This window comes from Rhodopseudomonas sp. BAL398 (genome assembly GCF_033001325.1).
Taxonomy (GTDB): domain Bacteria; phylum Pseudomonadota; class Alphaproteobacteria; order Rhizobiales; family Xanthobacteraceae; genus JARJEH01.
Genome location: NZ_CP133111.1, coordinates 996,402 through 1,021,800, shown reverse-complemented (window position 1 = coordinate 1,021,800; position 25,399 = coordinate 996,402). Strand labels below are relative to the sequence as shown.

The window sequence follows — 25,399 nt, the reverse complement described above, 5'->3', positions numbered from 1 at the left end:
GAGGAGCGGCGTCTTCGCCGCGTCTCGAAGGACGAGGTTGCTGGATCCATCATGGTTCGAGAGCGCGCGCTGCGCGCCCTCACCATGAGGGTCAGCGTCAGTTACGCCGCGTCGTCGGCCGCCATGCGGGCCTTGACGATCTTGTCGGGATCCTTCACCGGCTCGCCGCGCTTGATCTTGTCGACGTTCTCCATGCCCTCGGTGACCTTGCCCCACACCGTGTACTGGTTGTTGAGGAACGAGGCGTCGTCGAAGCAGATGAAGAACTGGCTGTCGCCCGAATCCGGGCTCGCCGCGCGGGCCATCGAGGTGGTGCCGCGGACATGCGGCTCCTTGTTGAATTCGGCCTTCAGCTTCTTGCCGGACCCGCCGGTGCCGGTGCCCTGCGGGCAGCCGGTCTGCGCCATGAAGCCTTCGATCACCCGATGGAACACGATGCCGTCATAGAAGCCCTCGCGCACCAGTTCCTTGATCCGGGCGACGTGGCCCGGCGCCAGATCCGGGCGCATCTCGATGGTGACGGGACCCTGGGTGGTTTCGAGGATCAGCGTGTTTTCGGTAACTGCCATGTGGCTAGCTTTCTGTTGGAATGAAATGGGACGCGCTCACGCGCGCCAACTCACTTGATGTCGGAAGCGACCTGGACCTTCACCATCTTGTCGGGATCGGTGACGCTGCCGCTCGCCGAGCCGGGCGGGGCTTTCTTCAGCTTGTCGACCACGTCCATGCCGGACACCACTTCGCCGATCACCGTGTACTGGCCGTTGAGGCTGGGGCCGTCGCCGAACATGATGAAGAATTGCGAGTTCGCCGTATCGACGCTGTCGCCGCGCCGCGCCATGCCGACAATGCCGCGCTTGAACGGCACCTTGGAGAATTCCTGCTTCAGGTTCGGATATTTCGATCCGCCGGTGCCGTTGAAGTTCTGGCCGTCGCCGGTCTGCGCCATGAAGCCGGCCATCACCCGGTGAAACGGCACGTTGTTGTAAAAGCCGTCGCGCGCCAGCTGCTTGATCCGCTCGACATGCTTGGGCGCCAGATCGGGGCGCAGCTTGACGACGATACGGCCCTTGGTGGTGTCGATGACGATCGCATTCGACTTATCGAGTCCGGCGGGCAGCGATTGCGCCAGTGCAGGAACCGCAAACAGCAATGCGGCGAAAAGGCCAACAATTCGGATCATGGAAACTCCGATCAGGGTAAAGCCGGTCAACCGGCGAATTTTGACTTCAGGCTGGCCGCGACCTCGTCCGGCACGAAGGCCGAGACGTCGCCGCCCATCGCAGCGATCTGCCGCACCAGTGTGGCGGTGATCGGGCGCACGCCGACCGAGGCCGGAAGAAAAACGGTCTGCACCGTCGGCGCCATGGTCTCGTTCATGCCGGCGATCTGCATCTCGTAATCGAGATCGGTGCCGTCGCGCAGCCCCCGGATCATGATCCGCGCGCCGATCTTTTGCGCCGCCGTAATGGTCAGGCCGTCATAGGTGGTGCAATCGAACGCGCAATTCGCCGCCGCCGCGATCGGTGCAAACACCGCTTCGGCCATCGCCAGGCGCTCCTCGATGGCAAAAAGCGGCTTCTTGCCGGGGTGAATGCCGATCGCCACCACCAGCCGGTCGCACAGCCCGACGGCATGGCGAACCACGTCGAGATGACCATTGGTGACGGGGTCGAATGAACCTGGATACAGCGCGATGCGGGGCATCCCCCCCTCTAGCGTGCCGGCAAGTCGCCTGCAAGCCGACCGGGTTCCGTAAAATTCGGCTCGGTCGCGCAATTATATTTTCCGAACGGCCTTGAACCAAATGAGGGGTATGCGCGTCTTCTCCACATGGAAGCAAGGACACTGAAAACATTCATGTTTTCAGCCCCATGTTTCTCGGAAATTGAGTAACGACACATTTCTGCGGACCAACGAAACCTGATTTCCGCAGCGATGAAGACCGAATGAAACCGAGGCTGGATAAACCGCCAGCATTGGGAAGCGACAAACCAAATGGCCGCAAAGGCCAATCTGACTGGCCAAATGGCCAAGATGACAGGGGACCGTCATGATCAAGGCTCTTTCAGCAATTACCGTTGCAGCGTTCGTAGCCGCCGCTTTGACCGTGTTGCCGGGCTTTGCCCCCCAGGTTGAAGCCAGCGTGCCGGTGGCTCTCGCCAAAGCCGACCGTCTCGATATCCGCCCGGTGAACGCGGATTGCTCGCAGCAGACTTGGCCGAACATCTCGGCCTCTTGCCTGCGCAGCGCCTCAAGCCGGACCGCCCATATCCGCGAAGCCCGGCTGGTGACCGCCAAGCGTCACTAACAGTTTTCAGGTTCTACCAAGCTCTGCCTCCAGGAGCTCCATCGAAGGCCCCCAGTGTGCCCGCCGGGGGCCTTTCGATTCGTGGCGATCGTTCAGCTCGGCTACCAGACGGATTCCAATTACCGACTGATCCAGACTTCCAACGTTCCTTTTGCCACGCCGTCATTTCGCTCCGGCTTTATTGATCTCGAAATCAATTTCGTAGCGTTAAGGGAATCCGCTAAGGTCCGTGCCGTCGGGTCGTCTGATTGATCGCGGTATCGCACGGCGGCGGTGTTCGCGGCAGAGGGTGTTCGCTGCCCGCCGCCGTCAACCCCCTCCACCTTCCAACCGGCATCCCCAATCTTCTTCATCACCGACCGGACATCACTGCGGTCGATTGCGCCTGCGAATTGGAAAAAGACATCGTAATTTGTCGCAGCAGGGGGCGCGACTTCTGTCTTAATTGGGGTTGGAGGCGGGGGATTGGCCCGTTCAGCCACGGTGTCCGCTGTGGTTCGACAGTCAATCAAAAGGTTGGCAAAACAAGCGAGACCTTGGCTCTGAGGATTTAGTTTGGAAAAGGCGAAAACTAACACCCACGCAATGCAGACGAACAAAACAGACCACTTTAAGAGATTCATAATCCAAGGATCGTGTAGCATGGCCGTAACGATCGCAACAAGAACACCCACGAAAACGAGATAAAGCGCGGGCCGTATCCTTGCCTCGGTGTCAATCCCAAATATTCCTACCGCGGCGACCGCAATAAATGCCGCCATACCACCAAAAATTAGTGCGGCTTCGCGCGGATGACTTTGGCTCCATCTTGCGAGCCACTGGAATGTGCCGCGCTGGGTTGTAGAATCCGTTCCGTCCCCGAGATCAGCCATATTCGCTCCCCCGCTCTACTCAGGGTAGCAAGGTTTCCGCTCTCAAGCAAATCACCTTGCCTAGAGATCGAGCAATCGAACGCAGCGTTGCATCGGCCGAGAAGGATCCTCCATCGGCGGCGGATCAGCCGCCGTTGCCGCTGTCAGTGTCCTCGCCGATATGTTCGACCGACACCACATGCTCGTCGTCGGCGGTGTCGAACACGGTCACGCCCTGGGTCGAGCGGCCGACGATGCGGATGCCGGCGACCGGGCAGCGGATCAGTTGGCCCTTGTCGGTCACCAGCATGATCTGGTCGTGGTCGTCGACCGGGAACGAGGCCACCAGCTTGCCGTTGCGGCTGTTGACCGCCATCGCCACGATGCCTTTGCCGCCGCGGCCGGTGGTGCGGTACTCGAACGACGAGGTTCGCTTGCCGTAACCGTTTTCGCTGAGTGTCAGCACGAACTGCTCGTTGGCCGACATCTCGGCGTAACGTTCCGGAGCCAGCGAATCCAACGCGCCCACCTCCTCCCCCTCAGCCTCGGCGGCCAATTCGGCGATCGCGGCCTCGTCACCATTGGGGGCGGCGTCTTCGCCGGTGGCGGCGCGACGAATGGCACCGGACTGTTTCAGATACAGCGCGCGCTCGGCCGGCGCCGCATCGAAATGGCGCAGAATGGTCAGCGAGATCACCTGGTCGCCGCTCGCCAGCGACATGCCGCGCACGCCCATCGAGGCGCGGCTCTGGAACACGCGGACCTCATTGACCGCAAAGCGGATGCACTGGCCGCCAGCGGCGGTCAGCAGCACGTCGTCGCGATCGGTGCAGATCTGCACGTCGACGATCGATTCGCCGACATCGAGCTTCATGGCGATGATGCCGGAGCGGCGCACATCGACGAAGTCCGACAATTTGTTGCGCCGCACGGTGCCGCGGGTGGTGGCGAACATCACGTCGAGCTCGGCCCAGGAGGATTCATCCTCGGGCAGCGGCATGATGGTGGTGATGCCCTCGCCCTGCTCCAGCGGCAGGATATTGATCAGCGCCTTGCCGCGGCCGTTCGGCGGCGCGATCGGCAGCCGCCAGACCTTTTCCTTGTAGACCTGGCCGCGCGACGAGAAGAACAGCACCGGCGTATGGGTCGAGGCCACGAACAGCCGGCTGACGAAATCCTCTTCGCGGGTCGCCATGCCGGAGCGGCCCTTGCCGCCGCGACGCTGCGCCCGATAGGTCGACAGCGGCACCCGCTTGACGTAGCCGGCATGCGACACGGTCACCACCATGTCCTCGCGCTGGATCAGGTCCTCGTCCTCGACCTCGCCCTCCTGCTCGATGATCGTGGTCTTGCGCGGCGTGGCGAATTCAGCCTTCACCGCCGTCAGCTCGTCCTTGATGATGCTCTGGACCCGCGCGCGCGAGCGCAGGATCTCAAGATAATCGGCGATCTCGAGCGCCAGCTTGTCGAGCTCTTCGGAAATTTCCTCGCGGCCCAACGCCGTCAGGCGCGCCAGCCGCAGATCCAGAATCGCCTTGGCCTGCTCGAACGACAGCCGCGCGGTGCCGTCGTCGGCCAGCCGATGCCGCGGATCATCGATCAGCATGATCATCGTGGCGACGTCCTTGGCCGGCCAGTCGCGCGCCATCAATATGTCGCGCGCCGTGGCCGGATCCGGTGAAGTCCGAATCACCCTGATGACTTCGTCGATATTGGCGACCGCGATCGCCAGACCGACCAGGATGTGGGCGCGGTCGCGGGCCTTGTTGAGCAGGAACTTGGTGCGCCTGGTGACGACCTGCTCGCGGAAGGCGATGAACACCGTCAGCAGGTCCTTGAGATTCATCACCCGCGGACGGCCGCCGTCGAGCGCCACCACATTGGCGCTGAAATTGGTCTGCAGCGGCGTGAAGCGGTACAGCTGGTTCAGCACCACTTCGGGCACCGCGTCGCGCTTCATCTCGATGACGACGCGAAAGCCGTCGCGATCGGATTCGTCGCGCAGATCGGAGATGCCCTCGATCTTCTTCTCGCGCACCAGTTCGGCGATCCGCTCGACCATGGTGGCCTTGTTCACCTGATAGGGAATTTCCGAGATGATGATGGCCTCGCGCTCCTTGCGCGCCGGCTCGATCGTCACCTTGCCGCGCATCACGATCGAGCCGCGGCCAAGCTGATAGGCGGCGCGAATCCCGGCGCGGCCCAGAATGATGCCGCCGGTGGGGAAATCCGGGCCCGGAATGATGTTGATCAGGTCGTCGATGGTCAGCGCCGGATCGTCGATCAGCGCGACGCAGGCGTCGATCACCTCGCCGAGATTATGCGGCGGGATGTTGGTCGCCATGCCGACCGCGATGCCGCCGGCGCCGTTGACCAACAGGTTCGGAAATTTCGCCGGCAGCACGCGGGGTTCGCGGAACGAGCCGTCGTAATTGTCCTGGTAATCGACGGTGTCCTTGTCGATGTCGTCGAGCAGGCCCTGCGCGATCTTGGTCAGGCGCGACTCGGTGTAACGCATCGCGGCGGCAGAATCACCGTCGACCGACCCGAAATTGCCCTGACCGTCGATCAGCGGCACGCGCATCGAGAATTCCTGCGCCATCCGCACCATCGCGTCATAGACCGACTGGTCGCCATGCGGATGATACTTACCGATGACGTCGCCGACGGTGCGCGCCGATTTGCGATAGGGCTTATTCCATTCGAAGCCGTTTTCGTACATCGCGAACAGAATCCGGCGATGCACCGGCTTCAAACCGTCGCGCGCATCCGGCAGCGCACGGGCCACGATCACGCTCATGGCGTAATCGAGATACGAGCGCTTCATCTCGTCGAGGATCGAAATCGGGCGGATATCCGAAGGCGCCGGCGGCTCCCCGGGCTTGTTATCGTCGGTGTCGGACAATGGTGATTTCCGGTGAGAATCTGATCGGCGATTTATAGCCGATCCGGCGTCTGCAAACCACCTTTAACTGGCCCGGCCGGCGGGTTTTTCCCTTCGTTTTTCCAATTACTTAGGCGGCGCACCCGACCTCCTCGAACGGGTCATTCCGGGGCGCGAGGCAGCAGGCCGAATGAACCCGGAATGATGCCGTTCTGGATTGCGAACGCAGCAAAGGCGCAGGCGCTCAGTGCTCGTCCGGATGCGGGGTGGCGCCGAACCGGTTCACGACGATGTCGCGCTTGGTCTCGTCGACCCGCACCGTCATCTCGAACCGGCCCTCATGCAGGTCCTTGCGCAGCACCTCGGCATTGCGATGCAGCCAGCTGATGCCGGCGCCATCGGCGGCGTCGATCGACAGGTCGAGCGCGATCCGGCTCAGGGCCAGCCGCTGCTCGATCGCCGCCAGCAGCTCGTCGATGCCCTCGCCGGTCACCGCCGACACCATGAAGCACGGATGCTCGGCCGGGCGCCTGGCGGCGATGTTGCTGAGATTCTCGCGCTGCTCCGGTTCGAAGCGGTCGATCTTGTTCCAGACCTCGAGGATCCGCCCGCCCGCTTCGGGATCGATCCCGAGCTGGCGCAGCACGGCGTCGACGTCGCGCTGCTGGGCCTCGGCGTCCTCGTGCGAAATGTCGCGGACGTGGAGGATCAGATCGGCTTCCAGCACCTCTTCGAGCGTGGCACGGAACGCCGCCACCAGCTGGGTCGGCAGGTTGGAGATGAAGCCGACGGTGTCGGACAGCATCGCCTTGCCGCCATGCGGCAGCGTCAGCCCGCGCAAGGTCGGATCCAGCGTGGCGAACAGCATGTCGGCGGCCTGCACCTCGGAGCGCGTCAGCCGGTTGAACAGCGTCGACTTGCCGGCATTGGTGTAGCCGACCAAGGCGACGACGCGGTACGGCACTCGCTGCCGGCCGGCGCGGTGCAGCCGGCGGGTGCCCTGCACCTTCTTGATCTCGTTTTCGATCTTGGTGATGCGATCGCCGATCAGCCGGCGGTCGGCCTCGATCTGGGTCTCGCCGGGGCCGCCCATGAAGCCGAAGCCGCCGCGCTGCCGTTCCAGATGGGTCCAGGACCGCACCAGCCGCGACCGTTGATAGTTCAGATGCGCCAGCTCGACCTGCAGCGCGCCTTCCTTGGTCTTGGCCCTGCGGCCGAAGATTTCCAGGATCAAGCCGGTGCGGTCGAGCACCTTGGTATTCCAGGCCTTCTCCAGATTGCGCTGCTGGATCGGCGACAGCGCGCAATCCATCACCACAAGGTCGGCCTCGTGGCCCTGGATGATGCCGAGAATCTCCTCGACCTTGCCCTTGCCGAGATAAGTGGCCGGGCGAATCTGCCCGATCGGCGCCAGCACCAATTCGGCGATCACCAGATCGATCGCACGCGCCAACCCCGCCGCCTCGTCGAGACGAGCGTCGGAGCCGCGCACCGCAATGCTGTCGGTTGAATCGGGATCGCCGCGACGCGCGCGCAAATACGGGCCGACGACGATTACTCGTCCGGTCTGCTCGTCATGCACCGACCGCGGCCGGTCGGCGCCCCCGTCAAGGCTGCGGGGTTCCAATCAGGTCAAGCTCAAGCTGGAGCGTCCTCGCCACCTTCGAACAACTGGATCGGTGCGCCGGGCATGATGGTTGAGATCGCATGCTTGTAGACCAGCTGCGAATGACCATCGCGCCGGAGTAACAAACAGAAATTATCGAACCAGGTGACAATGCCCTGCAACTTGACCCCGTTCACAAGAAAAATCGTGAGAGGAGTCTTGGTCTTGCGAACGTGGTTCAGGAATGTGTCTTGAAGGTTTTGTGCGCGGTCTGCCGCCATTTTCTTGTCCCGCAGTATGTTTTGAATTTTTTTTGCCGCGACGCTGCTCTCTGCGGAGCATGGTCTCGGTGTCAGCCTTCCTGAGATCCCCCTCCGGAGACCGACAGGTTGATTAGACGTCAGGTGCCAATGTTAGGCAAGCAGGTTCCCGCAAAAGCTGTGTTACTGAGGCAACAAAACTCAGGAAAATGCCGAAAATCGGTGGAACTGCTCACGCAAACGCGTGGCAATCCGACCTGGCGTACCGTCGCCAATGATCCGGCCATCGATCGCCACGACAGGCATCACGATCTGACTCGACGCGGTGACGAAGGCCTCCGCGGCCTGCAGTGCCTCGTCGACGGTAAAGGCGCGTTCCTCGAATTTGATTTGCAGTGCCGCAAGGGTTTCGATCAACACCGCCCGGGTGACACCGGCGAGGATTCCGGATTCCGCCGAGCGGGTGACCACACGACCGTCCTGGGTGACGATCCAGGCGTTGCTGGAGGATCCCTCGGTGACCAGGCCGTCGCGATCGACATACCACGCCTCATAGGCGCCCTGCTCGCGCGCCGCTTGCTTGGCCAGCACGTTCGGCAATAGCGCCGTCGACTTGATATCGACCCGCGGCCAGCGGTTCTCCGGCAGCGTGATCACCTTGATCCCATGCGCCGCGGTGTCCTGGTTCTTGGCATAATTCAGCGCCCGCGCGGTCACCACCAGGCTCGGCGCGACGCCGGCCGGAAAACCGTGATCGCGCCGCGCCACGCCGCGGGTCACCTGCAGATAGACCAGCCCATAATTGACCCGGTTACGCCGCACCACCTCATGCAGCACCACCTGCAACGCCGAAAGCGGCATCGGCATCGCGATCCGCAATTCACCGAGCGAGCGCTGCAGCCGCGCCATGTGCCGCGGCATGTCGACGATCTTGCCGCCGCGCAGCTCGCAGACCTCATAGACGCCGTCGGCGAATTGATAGCCGCGATCCTCGATGCTGACGCAGGCGTCGCGCATGTCGCGATAGCGGCCGTTCACATAGGCGATGCGAGCCATGAGACTGTTCCGGAAATGATGATGCTGATGATGATGCGAGGACGGCGACGCCGGTCAACCGACGCCGAGCGCCTTGAGCTTGCGGTGCAGCGCGGAGCGCTCCATGCCGACGAATTCGGCGGTGCGCGAGATGTTGCCGGAGAACCGGCTGATCTGCGCGATCAGATAGTCGCGCTCGAACACTTCGCGGGCCTCGCGCAACGGCAGTCCCATGATGTGCTCGCCATTATTGCCGGTCGGCATCGTCGGCACCATCGAGCCGACATCCTGCGGCAGCATGTCGGCGGTGATGATCACTTCGGGACCGCCGCTGGCCAGAATCATCACCCGCTCGACATTGTTGCGCAGTTGGCGGACGTTGCCGGGCCAGACATGCGATTGCAGCACCGCCATCGCGTCCTGGCCGATCTGCCGCTTCGGCAGGCCGGTGGCGAGCGAGATCTGCTCCATGAAATATTCGATCAGTTCGGGAATGTCCTCGCGGCGCTCCGACAGCGGCGGCACCCGGATCGGCACCACCGAGAGGCGGTGATAGAGGTCCTCGCGGAACCGGCCCTCGGCAATCTCCTCCTCGAGATTGCGCGCGGTCGAGGACACGATGCGGACGTCGACATTGACCTTGGCGGTGCCGCCGGAGCGCTGGAAGGTCTGATCGACCAGCACCCGCAGGATCTTGTTCTGGGTCTCGCGCGGCATGTCGCCGATCTCGTCGATGAACAACGTGCCGCCATGGGCCTCTTCCAGCGCGCCGGCCTTGCGCTGCTGCTCGCCATTGGACTGCTCGACGCCGAACAATTCGATTTCCATCCGCTCCGGCGTGATCGCAGCGGCGTTGATGACGACGAACGGCCCTTCGGAACGGCCAGAGGCATTGTGCAACGTCCGCGCCGCCAGCTCCTTGCCGGAGCCGCTCGGCCCGACGATCAGGATCCGGCTATTGGCCTTGGCGGCGCGCTCGATGGTCTGGCGCAGCTGGTTCATGCAGGCGGAGCGGCCGGTCAGCGTCGAGGCGCTCGGCGCCTGCTGCTTCAGCTCCTTGACCTCGCGCTTCAGCCGCGAGGTCTCCAGCGCCCGCGTCGCCACCAGGATCAGGCGGTCTGCCTTGAACGGCTTCTCGATGAAGTCATAGGCGCCGCGCTTGATCGCCGCGACCGCGGTCTCGATATTGCCGTGGCCGGAGATCATCACCACCGGGACCTCGGCGTGCTCGCGCTTGATCTGCTCCAGCAATTGCAGCCCGTCGAGCCGGCTGCCCTGCAGCCAGATGTCCAGGAACACCAGATTGGGCCGGCGGTTGGCGATCTCCGCCAGCGCCGAATCGCTGTCGCGCGCGGTGCGCGTGGTGAAGCCCTCGTCGTCGAGAATGCCGGCCACGAGCTCGCGAATATCGGCCTCGTCATCAACGATCAGAATGTCATTTGCCATGGGTCGCGCCTGTCATCTCAGCTGCTGCTGACAGCTACTGCTGTGGTTTCGTTACCGGCCGGGCGGTTGGGTTCACTGGATTCGGCGGTCGGGGCCTGTCCGGAAATCGAAAAGCGCAGCCGCATCCAGGCGCCGCGCTGCCCTGGCCGAATCTCCGAGGCATCGTTGAGCTCGATCCGACCGCCATGATCGACCAGAACCCGGCCGACGATCGCCAGACCAAGCCCGGTGCCCTTCTCCCGCGTCGTCACATAGGGCTCGAGCAACCGCGCCCGGCTGACCTTGGGCAGGCCGATGCCGTTGTCGATCACGTCGATGACAATGTCCTCACCATCGCGGGCGGCGATCACGTCGATGCGGCCCTTGCCGAGCTGCTCGGGCGGCACCACGTCGATCGCCTCGGTGGCGTTCTTGATGATGTTGGTGAGCGCCTGCGAAATCAGCCGGCGGTCGAACCGCGCCCGCATCGGTTCGTCCCTGATCTCGGCCTCGATCTCGATCTCGGGATGGCCGACCCGCATCAGGAACACGACCTGCCGTACCGTGTCGGCGACGTCCTCGCCCTCGATCACCGGCTTCGGCATCCGGGCAAAGCGCGAGAATTCGTCGACCATGCGCCGGATGTCGTCGACCTGGCGGACGATGGTGTCGGTGCACTGCTCGAAAATGGCTTTGTCTTCGGTGATGACCTTGCCGAATTTGCGCTTGATCCGCTCCGCCGAAAGCTGGATCGGGGTCAGCGGATTCTTGATCTCGTGTGCGATCCGCCGCGCCACGTCGGCCCAGGCCGAGGTGCGCTGCGCCGACACCAATTCGGTGATGTCGTCCAGCGTGATGATGTAGCTGTCGCGCGAATGGCTGGTCTGCTCGGCGCTGACCCGCACCGACAGATTGCGCTCATGGCCGTCGCGGGTGATGGCGATCTGGCCCTGCACCAGCCGCTGCGAGCCCTCGCGCGCCGACTTCATCATCTCGTCGAGTTCAGGTAGCACCTCCGACAAAGGATGGCCGAGCGTCTCGGATTCCGAATGACCGATCAGCTTTTCGGCAGACCGGTTGAGAATGCCGATGCTGCCGGAGCCGTCGACGCCGATGATGCCGGCCGAGGCCGACGACAGCACCGCTTCGATGAAGCGACGGCGGCTGTCGATCAGGTCGCTGGCGCTGACCAGCTCGTCGCGCTGGCTGCGCAATTCCTGGGTCATCTTGTTGAAGGTCTCGCCGAGATGGGCGAGATCGCCCTCCGACTTGAACACCGGCACCTGGACGTGCAGATCGCCGGTGGAGACCAGATTGGCGGCGCCCATCAGGCGCCGGATCGGCGCCACCAGCCAATTGGCGAAATTCAATCCGATCAGCACCGCCGACATCAGCACCGTGAGCGCGATCACCGTGAACAGCAACGCCAGCGTCACCTGAAAGCCGAGCCGGCTCGACTCGATCTTGGCATATTCGGCGACGCTGGCCTGGGTCTGGCGCAGTTGCGAGACCACATGCGGATCGAGCAGCCGGGCGACGTAGAGGAAGGTGTCATCGAAGCCGCGCAGCCGGATCACCGCGGCGACGTAATTGGCCTCGATGAAGACCGCGATCTGCGGCTCCTTCGCATTGACGTTTTTCAGGAATTCGGCCGCCGGCACGTCGAAGTCGCGCTGAATGCCGGTCTGCGCGGATTCCAGGATATGGCGGTCCTTGTCGATCAGCATGGCGCCGGGAAGATTGCGCGCCGCCGCACTGGCGGTCAGCAATTCGCGAAATGAGCGGCGGTCCTGATCGTAGAGCGGTCTCGCATTGGAAATGTCGTTGGCCATGCCCAGGATGTCGCCGCGAATCATCTGGGCGTGTTCGTGCAGATAGGCATTGGCGACGATCAGCGAATTCTGGATCACCGCCCTCGTCGGCCCCGAGAACAACCGATCCAGCCCGCGGTCGATGGTGACATTGGCGACGATCGACACCAGAACGGCCGGCAGCACTGCGATCACCGAGAATAGGCTCACCACCTGGACGTGCAGCCGCGCGGCGGCGCGACCGCGGCGGCGGGCCTGCACCACCTTCCAGACTTCACGAACGATGATCACCACCAGCAGAAGCACGGTGGCGGCGTTGATCAGCAGGAAGGTCACCACGACGTCCCGCGTCGGCGCGATCCAGGTCAGACCGGTCAGCACCACGAAGGTCAGAGTTGCCGAGATCAGCGCCAGCGCCACGGCAAGGGGCACGATCAGCCGGCGCAGCCGCCCCGCGCGTGGCTCGGCAATCGACGGTTCAAAAGGCTCGGTCGACGGATCTGCGCTGGTCATTCTGGCAATAGGTGAGCGTGAACGCGGGACGAACGCCGGACTCTGGCGTCGACTGATGCATTCCTACAACAATGTTGCCAAATTACGACTATTCGACGGCGCGGTCTCCCCGGAAACTTACGAGCATTCCAGGCAAATTCGCCATTGCGCGCCGGCGGCCGGATTCAACCGCCGGTCCGATAGACCTGAATGTCGAGGTCGCGAATCTTCTTTCGCAGCGTGTTTCGATTGAGCCCCAGCAGATCCGCCGCGCGAATCTGGTTGCCGCGGGTCGCCGCCAGCGCCGCGGTCAGCAGCGGCACCTCGATTTCACGCAAGATCCGATGATAGAGCCCCGGTGGCGGCACGCCGTTGGGAAAGCCGGAGAAGTGCGAGGACAGGTACATCTCGACCGCGCCGCCGAGATTGTCGACGCCGTGCTGGGCGCTGCCGCTGGACACCACCGCGGGCGGCGCCAGCTCACCATCGATCACTGAGCCGGTGATGATGTCCTGTGGATAAAGCGCGGCCAACCGCCGGGCGAGGTTCTCCAGCTCGCGCACATTGCCGGGCCAGCGATGCTGCTTCAGCCGCTCCAGCGCCGCGGCGTCGAGTTTCTTGGCCGGCAATCCGTCCTTCTCGGCCAGCGCGAAGAAATGCCGGACCAAATCGGGCAGATCCTCGATGTGCTCGCGCAAGGGCGGCAGCCGCAGCGGCACCACGTTGAGCCGGAAGAACAGATCCTCGCGGAACAGGCCCTGCTGGATCAGGATGCGCAAATCCTTGTTGCTCGCCGCCACGATCCGGACGTCGGTCTTGATCGGGGTGCGGCCGCCGACCGTGGTGTATTCGCCCTGCTGCAGCACCCGCAGCAGCCGGGTCTGCGCCTCCATCGGCATGTCGCCGATTTCGTCGAGAAACAGCGTGCCGCCCTCGGCCTGCTCGAACCGCCCGGAGGCGCGGGTATTGGCGCCGGTGAAGGCGCCGCGCTCATGGCCGAACAACTCGGACTCGATCAGGTCGCGCGGAATCGCCGCCATGTTGACGGCGACGAACGGGCCATTGCGACGCTTGCCATAATCATGCAGCGCGCGCGCCACCAATTCCTTGCCGGTGCCGGATTCGCCGGAAATCATCACCGTCAGGTCGGTCTGCATCAGCCGCGCCAGCACCCGATAGATTTCCTGCATCGCCGGCGAGCGGCCGACCAGCGGAATCGAATCGAATTCTGGGTCGTCGGCGTAGCTGGCGGCGCGGTCCTTCGGCTCGGCCAGCGCGCGGCCGACGATCGCGATCAGCTCCTTGAGATCGAAGGGCTTGGGCAGATATTCATAGGCGCCCTTCTCCGAGGCGCGGATCGCCGTCATGAAGGTATTCTGCGCGCTCATCACGATGACCGGCAGGTTCGGCCGCAATTTCTTGATCCGCGGCAGCAGGTCGAAGGCGTTCTCGTCCGGCATCACCACGTCGGTGATCACCAGATCGCCCTCGCCCTGGCTGACCCAGCGCCACAGCGTCGCGGCGTTTCCTGTCAGCCGCACCTCATATCCGGCGCGCGACAGCGCCTGGTTGAGCACGGTGCGTATCGCGGTGTCGTCGTCGGCGACTAGGATGCTACCTGCGGGCATTGTCAGTCCTCATCTTGCAGTCTGTGAGGCATCGGGCGACGTCGCCGGCACGTCCTCGCCGTTGCTCTTAATGTAGGGCTTCTCGATATTGAACATCGGCAGCAGCACGCGGAACGTGGTCTTGCGCGGCTGCGATTCGCATTCGATGATTCCGCCATGGTCGCCGACGATCTTGGCCACCAGCGCCAAACCAAGCCCCGAGCCCGACGGCTTGGTGGTGACGAAGGGATCGAACAGATTCGGCAGCAGGTCTTCGGGCACGCCGGGACCGTTGTCCTTGACGCAAAACTCCAGCGGCAACGACACCCGCGTCTTCTTGCCGGGCACCGACAGCCGCACGCCCGGCCGGAACGCGGTGGTCAGATGGATCTCGGCGTCGCTGCCCAGATCGACCACGGCCTCGGCGGCGTTCTTCACCAGATTGAGGAAGACCTGAATCAATTGATCCTGATTGGCCAGCACCGGCGGCAGTGACGGATCGTAATCCTCGATGAACTTGATATTGCGGGCAAAGCCGGACTGCGCCAGCCGCTTGACGTGATCCAGCACCGAATGAATGTTGACCGGGCCGCGCGCCACCGGCCGATCGTCGCCGAACACTTCCATGCGATCGACCAAAGTGACGATGCGGTCGGCCTCGTCGCAGATCAGTCTGGTCAGCATCCGGTCCTCGGATGAGGCGGCCTGCTCCAACAGCTGCGCCGCGCCACGAATGCCCGACAATGGATTCTTGATCTCATGCGCCAGCATCGCCGCCAGCGCGATCACCGAGCGCGCGGCGCTGCGGTGGGTCAGCTGCCGGTCCATCTTGTCGGCGATGGTGCGCTCCTGCAGCATCACCACGATGTGGCCGGGCCGCTCCGGCATCGGCGCGACGTGCAGATCGACCTGGCGGTCGCCGCCAATCCGCGGCGTGCCGAGATCGACCTTATATTCATTGACCGGCGAATTGCTGAGCAGGACCTGATCGATCAGCGCCAGCAGCGGACTGCCGAACGGCACCAATTCGGTCAAGGACTGCCGGCGCAGGAACTGGGTCGAAATCTCGAAGAAGGATTCTGCGGCCATGTTGGCGTCGATGATCTTGCCGTCGGGCGCGATCAGCAACACCGGGTTCGGCAGCGCGTTGAGAATGGCGTCGCTGTCGGTCGGCGGGGTGCGGCGTGGTTCTGCGACGGCGTTCATGCGGCGGCACTCCAGGCGAAATCGTCATAGGCCTCGCCGAGCGAATGCTGCACGGCAGCCGGATCTTCCGCGGTCAGGATTCGGGCGCGCCAGCTCTTCAATGCCGCTTGCGGCGCGTGGCCGGCAGCGGCCACCTCGAGCGCCCAGCCGAGATGTTTGCGGGCGTGGCGAAGCCCGATCTGCATCCCGTAAAGGCTGAGGATATCGTCATAGAGAATCCGCAGATAGTTGAGCTGATCGGCCAGCGCCGGCGCCGGCTCGGCGAGCCCGGTCTCGAACTGGCGGCCGATCTGGCCGGGCAGCCAGGGCTGGCCCTGGGCGCCGCGACCGATCATCACCGCGTCGGCGCCCGATCGCTGCAGCGCCGTCATCGCTCTGTCGAACGAGGTGATGTCGCCATTGACCACCAGCGGAATGGTAATCGCCTGTTTCACCGCGCGAATGGCGCGCCAATCGGCCTCGCCCTTGTAGAACTGGCATCTGGTGCGACCGTGGACGGTAATCAGTTGCACGCCCGCGGCCTCGGCGCGCCGCGCCAATTCGGGCGCGTTGATCGATTGATCGTCCCAGCCCAGCCGCATCTTCAAGGTCACCGGCACCTTGACCGCTGCGATCGTCGCCTCGATCAGTTTCAGCGCGTGATCGAGATCGCGCATCAGCGCCGAGCCGGAGGCCCCGCCGGTCACATGCCGCGCCGGGCAGCCCATATTGATGTCGATAATATCGGCGCCCCCCGCCTCCGCGATCCGCGCGCCTTCGGCCATCCAGCGCGGCTTGCAGCCGGCCAGTTGCACCACATGGGCGCCGCTGCCGCCGACGTCGCAACGCCGGATCGACATCGCGCGGCCGCGCGCCAGATCCTCGCTGGCGGTCATTTCGGACACCACAAGGCCGGCGCCAAGCGCCGCGACCTGGCGTCGGAACGGCGCATCGGTGATCCCGGACATCGGCGCCAGGATGACCCGATTGGCCACCTCAATATTGCCAATTCGCAAAGGCGTGGAACCTGATAGGTTGGGGCCGGTCAAGGTCTGCTCATTCTCTAGCCACCGCATCATCGAGACGGCACCGGCTCATTTGTTGGGCATCACGTGTCGTTGCCTACAGTTTAGCCAGTTCTACGGGACTTGCAAGTGCATTGCAGCAATGCGCAAAGCCTCCTCAAACGCATGGAATCATGATGAATAGTGGCGTCGGCGTGGTAAGGGCTGTGCTTCGCAACGCCGAATTTTTCCCTTTCACCGCAGGTATTTGCTGAGCGCGATGTCGAAATCTCAACGCACCGCCGTTATTATCGTCGCCGCCGGTCGCGGCCTTCGCGCCGGCTCGGGCGGCCCCAAACAATACCGTACGCTGGCCGGCCGCGCGGTGATTGCGCGGGCGATGGAGCCATTTTGTCAGCACCCGGAGATCTTTGCGGTGCAGCCGGTGACCAATCCGGACGATACCGCTTTGTTCGATGCAGCTGTGAACGGGCTGAGCTACCACCCCTGCGTCAGCGGCGGCGCGACCCGCCAGGCGTCGGTGCGCGCCGGCCTCGAAGCGCTGGCCGGCCTCGCACCCGACATCGTGCTGATCCATGACGCGGCGCGCGCCTTCGTGACGCCGGCGCTGATCTCGCGCGCCATCGCGGCCGTCGGCCGGACCGGCGCGGCGCTGCCGGTCATCCCCGTCACCGATACTATCAAACAAGTCGATGCCGACGGCGAGGTCGCGGCGACGCCGGAGCGCGCCCGGCTGCGGATCGCCCAGACCCCGCAGGCGTTCCGCTTCGACGTTATTCTGGACGCCCACCGCCGCGCCGCGCGCGACGGCCGCGATGATTTTACCGACGACGCCGCGATCGCCGAATGGGCGGGATTGACGGTCGCAACCTTTGAAGGCGATGCTGCGAATATGAAGCTCACCACACCGGAAGATTTCGTCCGCGAGGAGTCCCGGCTCGGCGCCCTGCTCGGCGACATCCGCACCGGCACCGGCTATGACGTCCACGCCTTCGGCGACGGCGACCATGTCATGCTGTGCGGGCTCAAAGTGCCGCACAATCGCGGCTTCCTGGCGCATTCCGACGGCGATGTCGGGCTGCATGCGCTGGTCGACGCGATCCTCGGCGCGCTGGCCGATGGCGACATCGGCTCGCATTTTCCGCCCAGCGATCCGCAATGGAAGGGTGCTGCCTCCGACAAGTTCTTGAAATACGCGATCGACCGCGTCACCGCGCGCGGCGGACGCATCGCCAATCTGGAAGTGACGATGATCTGCGAGCGGCCGAAGATCGGCCCGTTGCGCGAGGCGATGCGCGCCAAAATCGCCGAGATCAGCGGCGTGCCGGTGTCGCGCGTCGCCGTCAAGGCAACCACCAGCGAGAAGCTCGGCTTCACCGGCCGCGAGGAAGGCATCGCCGCCACCGCTTGCGCGACGATCCGGCTGCCCTGGGGCCCCGACGGGCTGGACGGTTGAGATGAGTAGCAGCGACGCCCGCGCTCTCGTCCGCTCGCTGCTCGATCTGTGCCGCTCGCGCAAGCTGACCATCGCCACCGCCGAATCCTGCACCGGCGGGTTGGTCGCCGCGGCGCTGACCGAGATCCCCGGCTCCAGCGCGGTGATCGATCGCGGCTTTGTCACCTATTCCAACGAGGCCAAGCACGCGATGCTCGGCGTCGAGACCGCGACGCTTGCGAATTTCGGCGCGGTCAGCAAGGAGACCGCGACCGCCATGGCCATCGGCGCGCTGGAGCACGCCGAGGTCGATCTGGCGGTCTCGATCACCGGCATCGCCGGACCCGGCGGCGCCACGCCGGGCAAGCCGGTCGGCCTGGTGCATTTCGCGGCCGCCGCCCGCGACGGCCGCATCACCCACCGCGAACACCGTTTTGGTGCGATCGGACGCAGCAATGTGCGGCAACGCTCGGTCGTCGAAGCCCTGCGGATGCTGATCGAACTGGCGCGCGGCCCCAAGGTGGCGGCCAAGCCGCGCGCCGCGGTGAGCCCAGCACGCCTGCGGGTGGCGCGCAGCCCCCGCCGCGCCGCCGTGACGCGACGCCGCACCACGCCGGCAAAACCGAAGCCGAAGAAGAGCTGAGACCTGCTCGGTGGCGGTTTGAGTAACAAGCAATCCGCCCCACCCGTCTCGGTGTCATTCCGGGGCGTGAGGCCCGTCAGTTCGTTATACCAACGGACTTTGCCGTTGACTCTCAATCTTGTCATGGCCGGGCTTGTCCCGGCCATCCACGTCTTTGATCAGGCACTGCTTTCAAGGCGTGGATGCCCGGCACAAGGCCGGGCATGACGAACGAAAGGCAACGACCGTTGGTATTACGCACGTCTTCGACGTGCTATGGGCCGAGTGAACCCGGAATCTCGCGGCACGGCCGAGCACTGGAGCGAGATTCCGGGTTCGCTCGCAGCTATCGCTGCGCGCGCCCCGGAATGACTGCATTCGTTATTGCGCGCGACTTATTGCGCGCGACTAACTAACCGACAGTTTGCCGGCATGGGCGCGGCCGTAGACCGCATCGGCGCGTTTTTCGAAGGCGGCGGCGAAGCGGTGGAAGGCGGTGTCGAACATCGTGCCCATCACCATCGCCAGCATCCGGTTCTTGAACTCATAGGCGAGGAAGAACCCGACGTCGCAGGCCTCGTCGCCGCGCGGCTCGAAGGTCCAACGGTTCTGCAGCTTCGAGAACGGTCCTTGCAGATACTCCACCAGGATCTTGAGATTGGCGCGGTCCAGCGTCACCCGGCTGGTGAAGGTCTCGCGGATCAGCTTGAACGACACCGTCATGTCGGCGGTCACCACCTCGGTGCCGTCGTCCTTGGTCTGGCGCTGGCGGATCTTCAGCGCGCTGCACAGCGGCACGAATTCCGGATAGCGCTCGATGTCGGCGACCAGGTCGAACATCTCGGCCGCGCTGTGGTGGACCCGGCGCTTGCTCTGGAACTGCGGCATCGCAATCGTCTCAGCGAGCCAGCGCGGCACGCGCCGCCTGCAGCTTGGTGAAATTATCGCCGGCATGATGCGACGAGCGGGTCATCGGGCTGGCCGACACCATCAGGAAGCCCTTGGAATAGGCGATCGACTCGTAGCCTGAAAACTCCTCCGGCGAGACGTAACGCATCACCGCGTGATGCTTCAGCGTCGGCTGCAGATATTGTCCGATAGTGAGGAAGTCGACATCGGCGCTGCGCAGATCGTCCATCACCTGCAGCACCTCGTGGCGCTCCTCGCCGAGCCCGACCATGATGCCGGATTTGGTGAAGATGGTCGGATCGATTTCCTTGACCCGCTGCAACAGCCGGATCGAATGGAAGTAGCGCGCGCCAGGCCGCACCGTGAGATAGCGCGACGGCACGGTCTCCAGATTGTGGTTGAACACGTCGGGCTTGGCCGCCACCACGGTTTCCAACGCGCCGGGCTTGCGCAGGAAATCCGGGGTGAGGATTTCGATCGTGGTGGTCGGGCACTGCTCGCGCAGGGCACGGATCGTGGCGGCGAAATGCGCGGCGCCGCCATCGGCGAGATCGTCGCGATCGACCGAGGTCACCACGATATGCGCCAGGCCGAGCTTGGCGGTGGCTTCGGCGACGTGCTCCGGCTCCAGCGCATCGAGTGGGCCGGGCATCCCGGTGCGGACATTGCAGAACGCGCAGGCCCGCGTGCAGGTGTCGCCCATGATCATGAAGGTGGCGTGCTTCTTGTCCCAGCACTCGCCGATATTCGGGCAGCCGGCCTCCTCGCACACCGTCACGAGGCCGTTCTTCTTGACGATGGCGCGGGTGTCGGCATAGCCGCGGCTTGTCGGCGCGCGCACCCGGATCCAGTCCGGCTTTTTCGGAGACAGCGAATCCGGCCGCGCCACCTTTTCAGGATGACGCGGGCGCACCGGGCTGGCGGAAACTGTATCGACGACGACGACCATGGCAATCCAATCTGTAGCTGTCTTACCTAATCCGCAGGGCGTTGTCCCGCAACCTGCGCGCCTTGCTGGGGATCATCCATTGGAATAATGCTCAAACTGTAACCAACCTGCTCCCGGCCGTGTCCCCTGCCATGCCCCGCGCTCCAGCTGCCCCGCGCCTGCTCCGCCCCGGCCCGCTGCTGCCCCGCGACTTTTTCGCCCGCAGCGTCCACACGGTGGCGCCCGAGCTGATCGGCGCGACGCTGCTGGTCGACGGCGTCGGCGGCATCATCGTCGAGGTCGAGGCCTATCACCACAGCGATCCGGCGGCGCATTCGTTTAACGGCCCAACGCGACGCAACGCCGTGATGTTCGGCCCGCCCGGCTTCGCCTATGTCTATCGCTCCTACGGCATCCATTGGTGCGTGAATTTTGTCTGCGAAGCCGAAGGCTCGGCCAGCGCGGTGCTGATCCGGGCCTTGCAACCGACCCATGGGGTGGACGCCATGCGCAAGCGTCGCGGGCTCGCCGACGACCGCGCGCTATGTTCCGGCCCCGGCAAACTGACCCAGGCGCTGGCGATCACCGACCGGCACAACGGCCTACCGCTCGACCAACCTCCGTTCGCGATCCACCGCCGCAACGCCGAGCCCGACATCGTCACCGGCCGGCGAATCGGCATCTCCAAGGCGATCGATCTGCCGTGGCGCTATGGCCTGCGCGGTGCACGCTTTGCCAGCAAGCGCTTCCCTGACTGATAGTTCGTGCACAATCATTCAGCAAACTGTACCAAAACGGCAACACCTCGTGGGATCCCGAAGTCAAAGCCAATCATTCGCATCTGCGTTCATTGTTAAGCACGAAAACAGCCCGTACAGCCTTAAGGCCTTGGGAATGCATGATTTTGGAATGCTGAATGATTTGGAATGGGAATGCCCGACCAGCTGCCGGAACGGTGTCGGTAAAACAACGAAATGGCCTGACCCGCGCCGCACTTTTAGCCTCGATCAGCCTTCTGGCACTGCAGGCCGCCAACCCGGCGCGCGCCGCCGCCATCAACTGGACCGGCGCGAATTCGTCAGATTGGTTCACTGCTGGCAACTGGGATAACGGTGTCCCCGCCGCTGGCGATTCCGCCTACCTGAGCACCCTGACAAATTCCCCCGTGAGGTTGAGTGGTTTGGCCGCCTCGGCCGCTATCATCTTGGGCTCAACAGGCCCCGGATCGCTCACGATCCGCGACGGCGGCCAGCTGGCCACAACCTTGAATTCATTCATCGGCATTAATGCCGGTCAAACCGGCGATGTCACCATCGATGGCCCCGGCTCGGTATGGGCCAGTTCCTCCGCGGTTGTGGTAGGAAATCTCGGCACCGGTGTCCTGACGCTCAGCAGAGGCGGCTTGCTGACGACGTCGCGTTTCATCGCTATCGCAAATGGTGGGGGCTCCATCGGAACGCTGAACATCGGCGCCGCCGCCGGGACCACGGCCGTCGCACCGGGCACGCTCACAGCATCGTTTGTCCAATTCGTCTCAGGCACCGGCAAGATCGTGTTCAACCACACCACGTCGAACTACAGCTTCGCCCCCCTGATCAACGGCAACGGTACCGTCGAGGTCGATGCCGGTCGCACGATTCTGACCGCCGCGAACACCTATACCGGCGCGACCATCATCAATGGCGGCACGCTGGCGGTGAACGGCTCGATCGCGGCCGACACCACCATCAACAGCGGCGGCACGCTGGGCGGCACCGGCACCGTCGGCAATGTCACGGTCAATTCGGGCGGCATGCTGGCGCCCGGCAATTCGATCGGCACCCTCAGCGTCAGCGGCAACCTCGCCTTTGCCAGCGGCGCGCTCTATATGGTCGAACTCTCGCCGACCGACGCCGACCGCACCAATGTCAGCGGCACCGCGTCGCTGAGCGGCGGCACCGTGCAGGCCAGCTATCAGGCAGGCACCTATCTGAATCGCAGCTACACCGTTCTGTCGGCCACCGGCGGCCTCGGCGGCACCAAATTCGCCGGCCTGAACAGCACGCTCCCAGGCTTCACCACCGCGCTGAGCTATACCGGCACCGACGTCGTCCTGACCCTGACTGCGGTGATCGGACAAACTCCGACCACTCCGACCACGCCGACCACGCCGACCACCCCGACCACCCCGAACACTCCGACTTCGCCAAATCCGACGATCGGCGGCGGCCTTCCCACCAACCAGCAGAACGTCGCCAGCGCGATCAACAATTTCTTCAACAATGGCGGCAGTCTGCCGCCGGCCTTCGTGGGACTGGCCGGCCTCAGCGGCAACAACCTCAAGAGCGGCCTCGCCGCGGTCTCCGGCGAAGGGGCCACCGGCAATCAGCAGGCCGCGTTCCAGCTCGGCAGCCAATTCCTCGGCACCATGCTGGATCCGACGCTGAGCGGCCGCGGCGGCTCCACTGCCGGTGCGCTCGGCTTCGCGCCCGAGCGCGCGGCCCTGCCCGCCGATATCGCGCTGGCCTATGCGCAGGCGATGAAGGCCCCGCCGATGGCGCCGCGCTTCGAGCCGCGCTGGAATAGCTGGGCCGGAATCTATGGCGGCTACGCCACCAGCAACGGCAACGCGACAGCCGGCACCAGCGACCTCACCGCCCGCGCCGGCGGCCTCGCCGCCGGCCTCGATTATCACCTCAACCCGGATACCGTGGTCGGCGTCGCGCTGGCCGGCGGCACCGCCAACTGGTCGCTCGCCGACGGACTCGGTGGCGGCCGCAGCAACGTGGTCCAGGGCGGCATTCACGGCCGCAGCAATATCGGCGCCGCCTATGTGGCGGCGGCGGCATTCGGCGCGCAGCACTGGATCGACACCGATCGCATGGCGCTCGGCAATCATCTCACCGCCAGCCTCGAAGCGCAGAGCTATGGCGGCCGGATCGAGACCGGCTACCGCACCGCTTTGGCATCGTTCGGCGTCACGCCCTATGTGGCGGCGCAGATCCAGAAACTGGAGTCCCCGGCTTACGCCGAGACCGGCGGCGTGTTCGCGCTCAGCTATGCGGGCCGCAGCAGCACCGACACCCGCTCCGAACTCGGCGCCCGCTTCGACCATCTGGCCGTCATCGCCGAGCAGCCGATGACGCTGCGCGGCCGCCTGGCCTGGGCGCATGACTGGGTCACCGATCCGTCGCTCACCGCCGCGTTCCAGTCGCTGCCAGGTGCGAGCTTCATCGTCAACGGCGCCACGCCCGCCCAGGACCTCGCGCTGGTATCCCTCGGCGCCGAGATGAAGCTGCGCAACGACTTCACCGTGGCGGCCAATTTCAACGGCGAATTTTCCGACCGCACCGCCAGCTATGGCGGCACCGCCAGCCTGCGAAAGGCCTGGTAGGCACCCCGCTGTCGGAGTGATTCACGGTTTCCAAAAGGGAGGCCTCGATGGCACGCTTCGATCTGACGGACGCCGAGTGGTCGGTCATCGCCCCGCTGCTGCCTGGAGCGGAGGGCAAGAAAAATGGTCGGCCGCGGCTGGACGACCGCAAGGTTCTCAATGGGATCTTCTTCGTATTGCGCACCGGGACGCCGTGGCGCGATCTGCCGGAGCGCTACGGTCCTTATACGACGGTGTACAATCACTTCAATCGCTGGGCCAAGGCGGGCATCTGGGTCCGCATCTTTGAGGCTTTGGCGGCGAAGTCGCCGCAGTCGCTGCAACTGATCGACTCCTCCATCATCCGTGCTCACCAACACGCCGCCGGCGGAAAAAAGGGGGCCCGGATAACGCCAGTCGCTCTCGTGGAGGACTGAGCACCAAGATCAATGCGGTGGTCGATCAGGCCGGGATGCCGGTGCGCATCGTGCTGTCGCAGGGCCACGCATCGGACAAGACCGTCGCGCCGGTCGTGCTCGAAGGGCTTGCGCCGGGCCGCGATCTCGTCGCCGATCGCGGCTACGACGCCCGCGCGCTTGTCGATCTGGTCGAAAGCCGCGGCGGCCGGGTGCATATCCCGACCTGCCGCGACTGCAAGGTGCAGCGCTCCGTCGATCCCGCCCTCTACCGCCAGCGCAACCTGATCGAACGCTTCTTCAACAGCTGAAGCACTTCCGCCGCATCGCCACCCGCTACGACAAAACCGCTCGAAACGTTCTTGCTGCCGTCCTGCTTGCCGCGGCCCGTCTAAGGATGCGGTTTGAGTCCACGACCTAGGCGATATCTGCGAAGTCGCCGTGGCGTCCCTTTCCGGCGGAGAAGCGGGCCGCTCCGTCCGCGCCTTCCTTGTGATGGGCTTCGAGCCCGTTCGCCCATTCGCGCTTGAGCGCTTCGCGGACTTGCAGTCCGTATGTCTCGAGAACATTGGCCCGGTCCGCACGCACCGCCGCTTGCGGGAAACGGGCGATTTCCTGCGCCATGTTTTCAGCGGCGGCTCTTGCCTCGCCCCTCGGCGCTATCTTTTCGCACAAGCCGATACGGTAGGATTCCTCCGCCGTAACTTTGCGCCCTGTCAGGATGATTTCCATCGCGCGCCCTTGGCCCACCAATCTGGGCAACCTCACGGTGCCGCCATCCAGAAGTGGAATGCCCCAGCGCCGGCAAAACACCCCGAAATAGGCGTCTTCGGCCATGACACGGATGTCGCACCAGAGCGCCAACTCCATCCCGCCGGCCACGGCCGGGCCTTCTACCGCGGCGATCACCGGCTTCGAGAGTTCCAATCGCGAGGGACCAAGCGGGCCGCGAGGGGAGAGCCCAGAGCCTGGCGCGAATGCGAGGCCCTCGACGATCTCGGTCTGGAACCGCGTCCGATCAGAAAGACCCGCGGCGTATTTCAGATCCCAACCGGCACAGAAGGCGCCGCCAGCTCCCCAAAACACCGCAACCTTGGCATCGGGATCGGCGTCGAAGGCAAGAAATGCTTTGGTCAGGGCATCCGCAGTCTCCGGATCACCGGCATTGCGTGCATTGGGCCGGTCATTGATGACAGTCGTGACGGGACCCTCCTTTTCGACGTATACGCTCATGGCTGGTTCTCC

21 protein-coding genes and 1 pseudogene are annotated in these 25,399 nt (G+C 64.4%); 6 read left to right on the top strand and 16 right to left on the bottom strand.

Features of this window, described 5'->3' with window-relative positions; genetic code table 11:
• Positions 1–101: 101 nt before the first annotated feature.
• From RBJ75_RS04785 to coaD, 3 genes are read right to left on the bottom strand one after another with little or no spacing between them, the layout of a single operon-like run.
• Positions 102–569 carry a peptidylprolyl isomerase gene (locus RBJ75_RS04785; RefSeq protein WP_044418138.1) on the bottom strand — a complete coding sequence of 156 codons (468 nt, stop codon included), beginning with the start codon at positions 567–569 and terminating at the stop codon, positions 102–104.
• Positions 570–619: 50 nt separating this feature from the next.
• Positions 620–1,183 (bottom strand): peptidylprolyl isomerase, encoded by a 564-nt coding sequence (locus tag RBJ75_RS04780; RefSeq protein ID WP_044418136.1) that lies wholly within the window; start codon positions 1,181–1,183, stop codon positions 620–622.
• Between the two features lie 26 nt (positions 1,184–1,209).
• Positions 1,210–1,707: a pantetheine-phosphate adenylyltransferase gene (gene coaD, locus RBJ75_RS04775; protein ID WP_044418134.1), complete on the bottom strand. Its 498-nt coding sequence runs from the start codon at positions 1,705–1,707 to the stop codon at positions 1,210–1,212.
• A 346-nt stretch (positions 1,708–2,053) separates the two neighbouring features.
• Here coaD and RBJ75_RS04770 point away from each other — a divergent pair, with 346 nt between their 5' ends.
• Complete coding sequence (locus RBJ75_RS04770; protein WP_044415153.1) at positions 2,054–2,311, top strand: hypothetical protein; 258 nt, start codon at positions 2,054–2,056, stop codon at positions 2,309–2,311.
• Between the two features lie 119 nt (positions 2,312–2,430).
• Here the strand turns inward: RBJ75_RS04770 and RBJ75_RS04765 are convergent, their stop codons facing one another.
• From RBJ75_RS04765 to dusB, 10 genes are all read right to left on the bottom strand, one after another.
• Entirely contained in the window at positions 2,431–3,183 is a 753-nt protein-coding gene (locus RBJ75_RS04765; RefSeq protein WP_152647806.1) for a hypothetical protein, read from the bottom strand.
• Positions 3,184–3,307: 124 nt separating this feature from the next.
• Complete coding sequence (gene gyrA / locus RBJ75_RS04760; RefSeq protein WP_044415157.1) at positions 3,308–6,067, bottom strand: DNA gyrase subunit A; 2,760 nt, start codon at positions 6,065–6,067, stop codon at positions 3,308–3,310.
• A gap of 223 nt (positions 6,068–6,290) precedes the next feature.
• A complete protein-coding gene (gene hflX, locus RBJ75_RS04755) occupies positions 6,291–7,673 on the bottom strand; it encodes a GTPase HflX (RefSeq protein ID WP_044415159.1) in 1,383 nt (460 codons plus the stop codon).
• Positions 7,674–7,684: 11 nt separating this feature from the next.
• Positions 7,685–7,933 (bottom strand): RNA chaperone Hfq, encoded by a 249-nt coding sequence (hfq, locus tag RBJ75_RS04750; protein WP_006020546.1) that lies wholly within the window; start codon positions 7,931–7,933, stop codon positions 7,685–7,687.
• Between the two features lie 180 nt (positions 7,934–8,113).
• On the bottom strand, positions 8,114–8,968 hold the full coding sequence (locus RBJ75_RS04745) for a D-amino-acid transaminase (protein WP_044415168.1): 855 nt from the start codon (positions 8,966–8,968) through the stop codon (positions 8,114–8,116).
• A gap of 54 nt (positions 8,969–9,022) precedes the next feature.
• Positions 9,023–10,393, bottom strand: a complete 1,371-nt coding sequence (locus tag RBJ75_RS04740) for a sigma-54-dependent transcriptional regulator (protein ID WP_044415170.1) — start codon at positions 10,391–10,393, stop codon at positions 9,023–9,025.
• 17 nt (positions 10,394–10,410) lie between these two features.
• On the bottom strand, positions 10,411–12,696 hold the full coding sequence (locus RBJ75_RS04735) for a sensor histidine kinase NtrY-like (RefSeq protein ID WP_276157004.1): 2,286 nt from the start codon (positions 12,694–12,696) through the stop codon (positions 10,411–10,413).
• A gap of 164 nt (positions 12,697–12,860) precedes the next feature.
• Positions 12,861–14,303: a nitrogen regulation protein NR(I) gene (gene ntrC / locus RBJ75_RS04730; protein WP_044412251.1), complete on the bottom strand. Its 1,443-nt coding sequence runs from the start codon at positions 14,301–14,303 to the stop codon at positions 12,861–12,863.
• Between the two features lie 9 nt (positions 14,304–14,312).
• Positions 14,313–15,488, bottom strand: a complete 1,176-nt coding sequence (locus tag RBJ75_RS04725) for a two-component system sensor histidine kinase NtrB (protein ID WP_044412253.1) — start codon at positions 15,486–15,488, stop codon at positions 14,313–14,315.
• Positions 15,485–16,546 (bottom strand): tRNA dihydrouridine synthase DusB, encoded by a 1,062-nt coding sequence (dusB, locus tag RBJ75_RS04720; protein ID WP_080901048.1) that lies wholly within the window; start codon positions 16,544–16,546, stop codon positions 15,485–15,487. Before dusB ends, RBJ75_RS04725 begins: the two co-directional genes overlap by 4 nt.
• A gap of 205 nt (positions 16,547–16,751) precedes the next feature.
• Here dusB and RBJ75_RS04715 point away from each other — a divergent pair, with 205 nt between their 5' ends.
• Both RBJ75_RS04715 and RBJ75_RS04710 read left to right on the top strand, forming a co-directional pair.
• A complete protein-coding gene (locus RBJ75_RS04715; protein WP_044412259.1) occupies positions 16,752–17,948 on the top strand; it encodes a bifunctional 2-C-methyl-D-erythritol 4-phosphate cytidylyltransferase/2-C-methyl-D-erythritol 2,4-cyclodiphosphate synthase in 1,197 nt (398 codons plus the stop codon).
• A gap of 1 nt (position 17,949) precedes the next feature.
• On the top strand, positions 17,950–18,570 hold the full coding sequence (locus RBJ75_RS04710) for a CinA family protein (protein ID WP_044412262.1): 621 nt from the start codon (positions 17,950–17,952) through the stop codon (positions 18,568–18,570).
• Positions 18,571–18,957: 387 nt separating this feature from the next.
• Here RBJ75_RS04710 and RBJ75_RS04705 read toward each other — a convergent pair whose 3' ends face one another.
• Both RBJ75_RS04705 and lipA read right to left on the bottom strand, forming a co-directional pair.
• Positions 18,958–19,437, bottom strand: a complete 480-nt coding sequence (locus RBJ75_RS04705; RefSeq protein ID WP_044414888.1) for a type II toxin-antitoxin system RatA family toxin — start codon at positions 19,435–19,437, stop codon at positions 18,958–18,960.
• 10 nt (positions 19,438–19,447) lie between these two features.
• Positions 19,448–20,407, bottom strand: coding sequence for a lipoyl synthase (lipA, locus tag RBJ75_RS04700; RefSeq protein ID WP_044414881.1), 960 nt, complete (start codon positions 20,405–20,407; stop codon positions 19,448–19,450).
• 131 nt (positions 20,408–20,538) lie between these two features.
• Here lipA and RBJ75_RS04695 point away from each other — a divergent pair, with 131 nt between their 5' ends.
• The 3 genes and pseudogenes from RBJ75_RS04695 to RBJ75_RS04685 all read left to right on the top strand — a co-directional run bounded on the left by RBJ75_RS04695 (position 20,539) and on the right by RBJ75_RS04685 (position 24,575).
• Positions 20,539–21,144 (top strand): DNA-3-methyladenine glycosylase, encoded by a 606-nt coding sequence (locus tag RBJ75_RS04695; protein ID WP_044414879.1) that lies wholly within the window; start codon positions 20,539–20,541, stop codon positions 21,142–21,144.
• A gap of 506 nt (positions 21,145–21,650) precedes the next feature.
• The gene (locus RBJ75_RS04690; protein ID WP_160297953.1) at positions 21,651–23,759 is read left to right on the top strand and encodes an autotransporter domain-containing protein; all 2,109 of its coding nucleotides are present in this window, start codon (positions 21,651–21,653) and stop codon (positions 23,757–23,759) included.
• A gap of 47 nt (positions 23,760–23,806) precedes the next feature.
• Positions 23,807–24,575, top strand: a pseudogene (locus tag RBJ75_RS04685) (IS5 family transposase).
• Here the strand turns inward: RBJ75_RS04685 and RBJ75_RS04680 are convergent.
• Entirely contained in the window at positions 24,572–25,387 is an 816-nt protein-coding gene (locus RBJ75_RS04680) for a crotonase/enoyl-CoA hydratase family protein (protein WP_044414876.1), read from the bottom strand. The pseudogene RBJ75_RS04685 and the gene RBJ75_RS04680 overlap by 4 nt on opposite strands.
• Positions 25,388–25,399 lie beyond the last annotated feature (12 nt).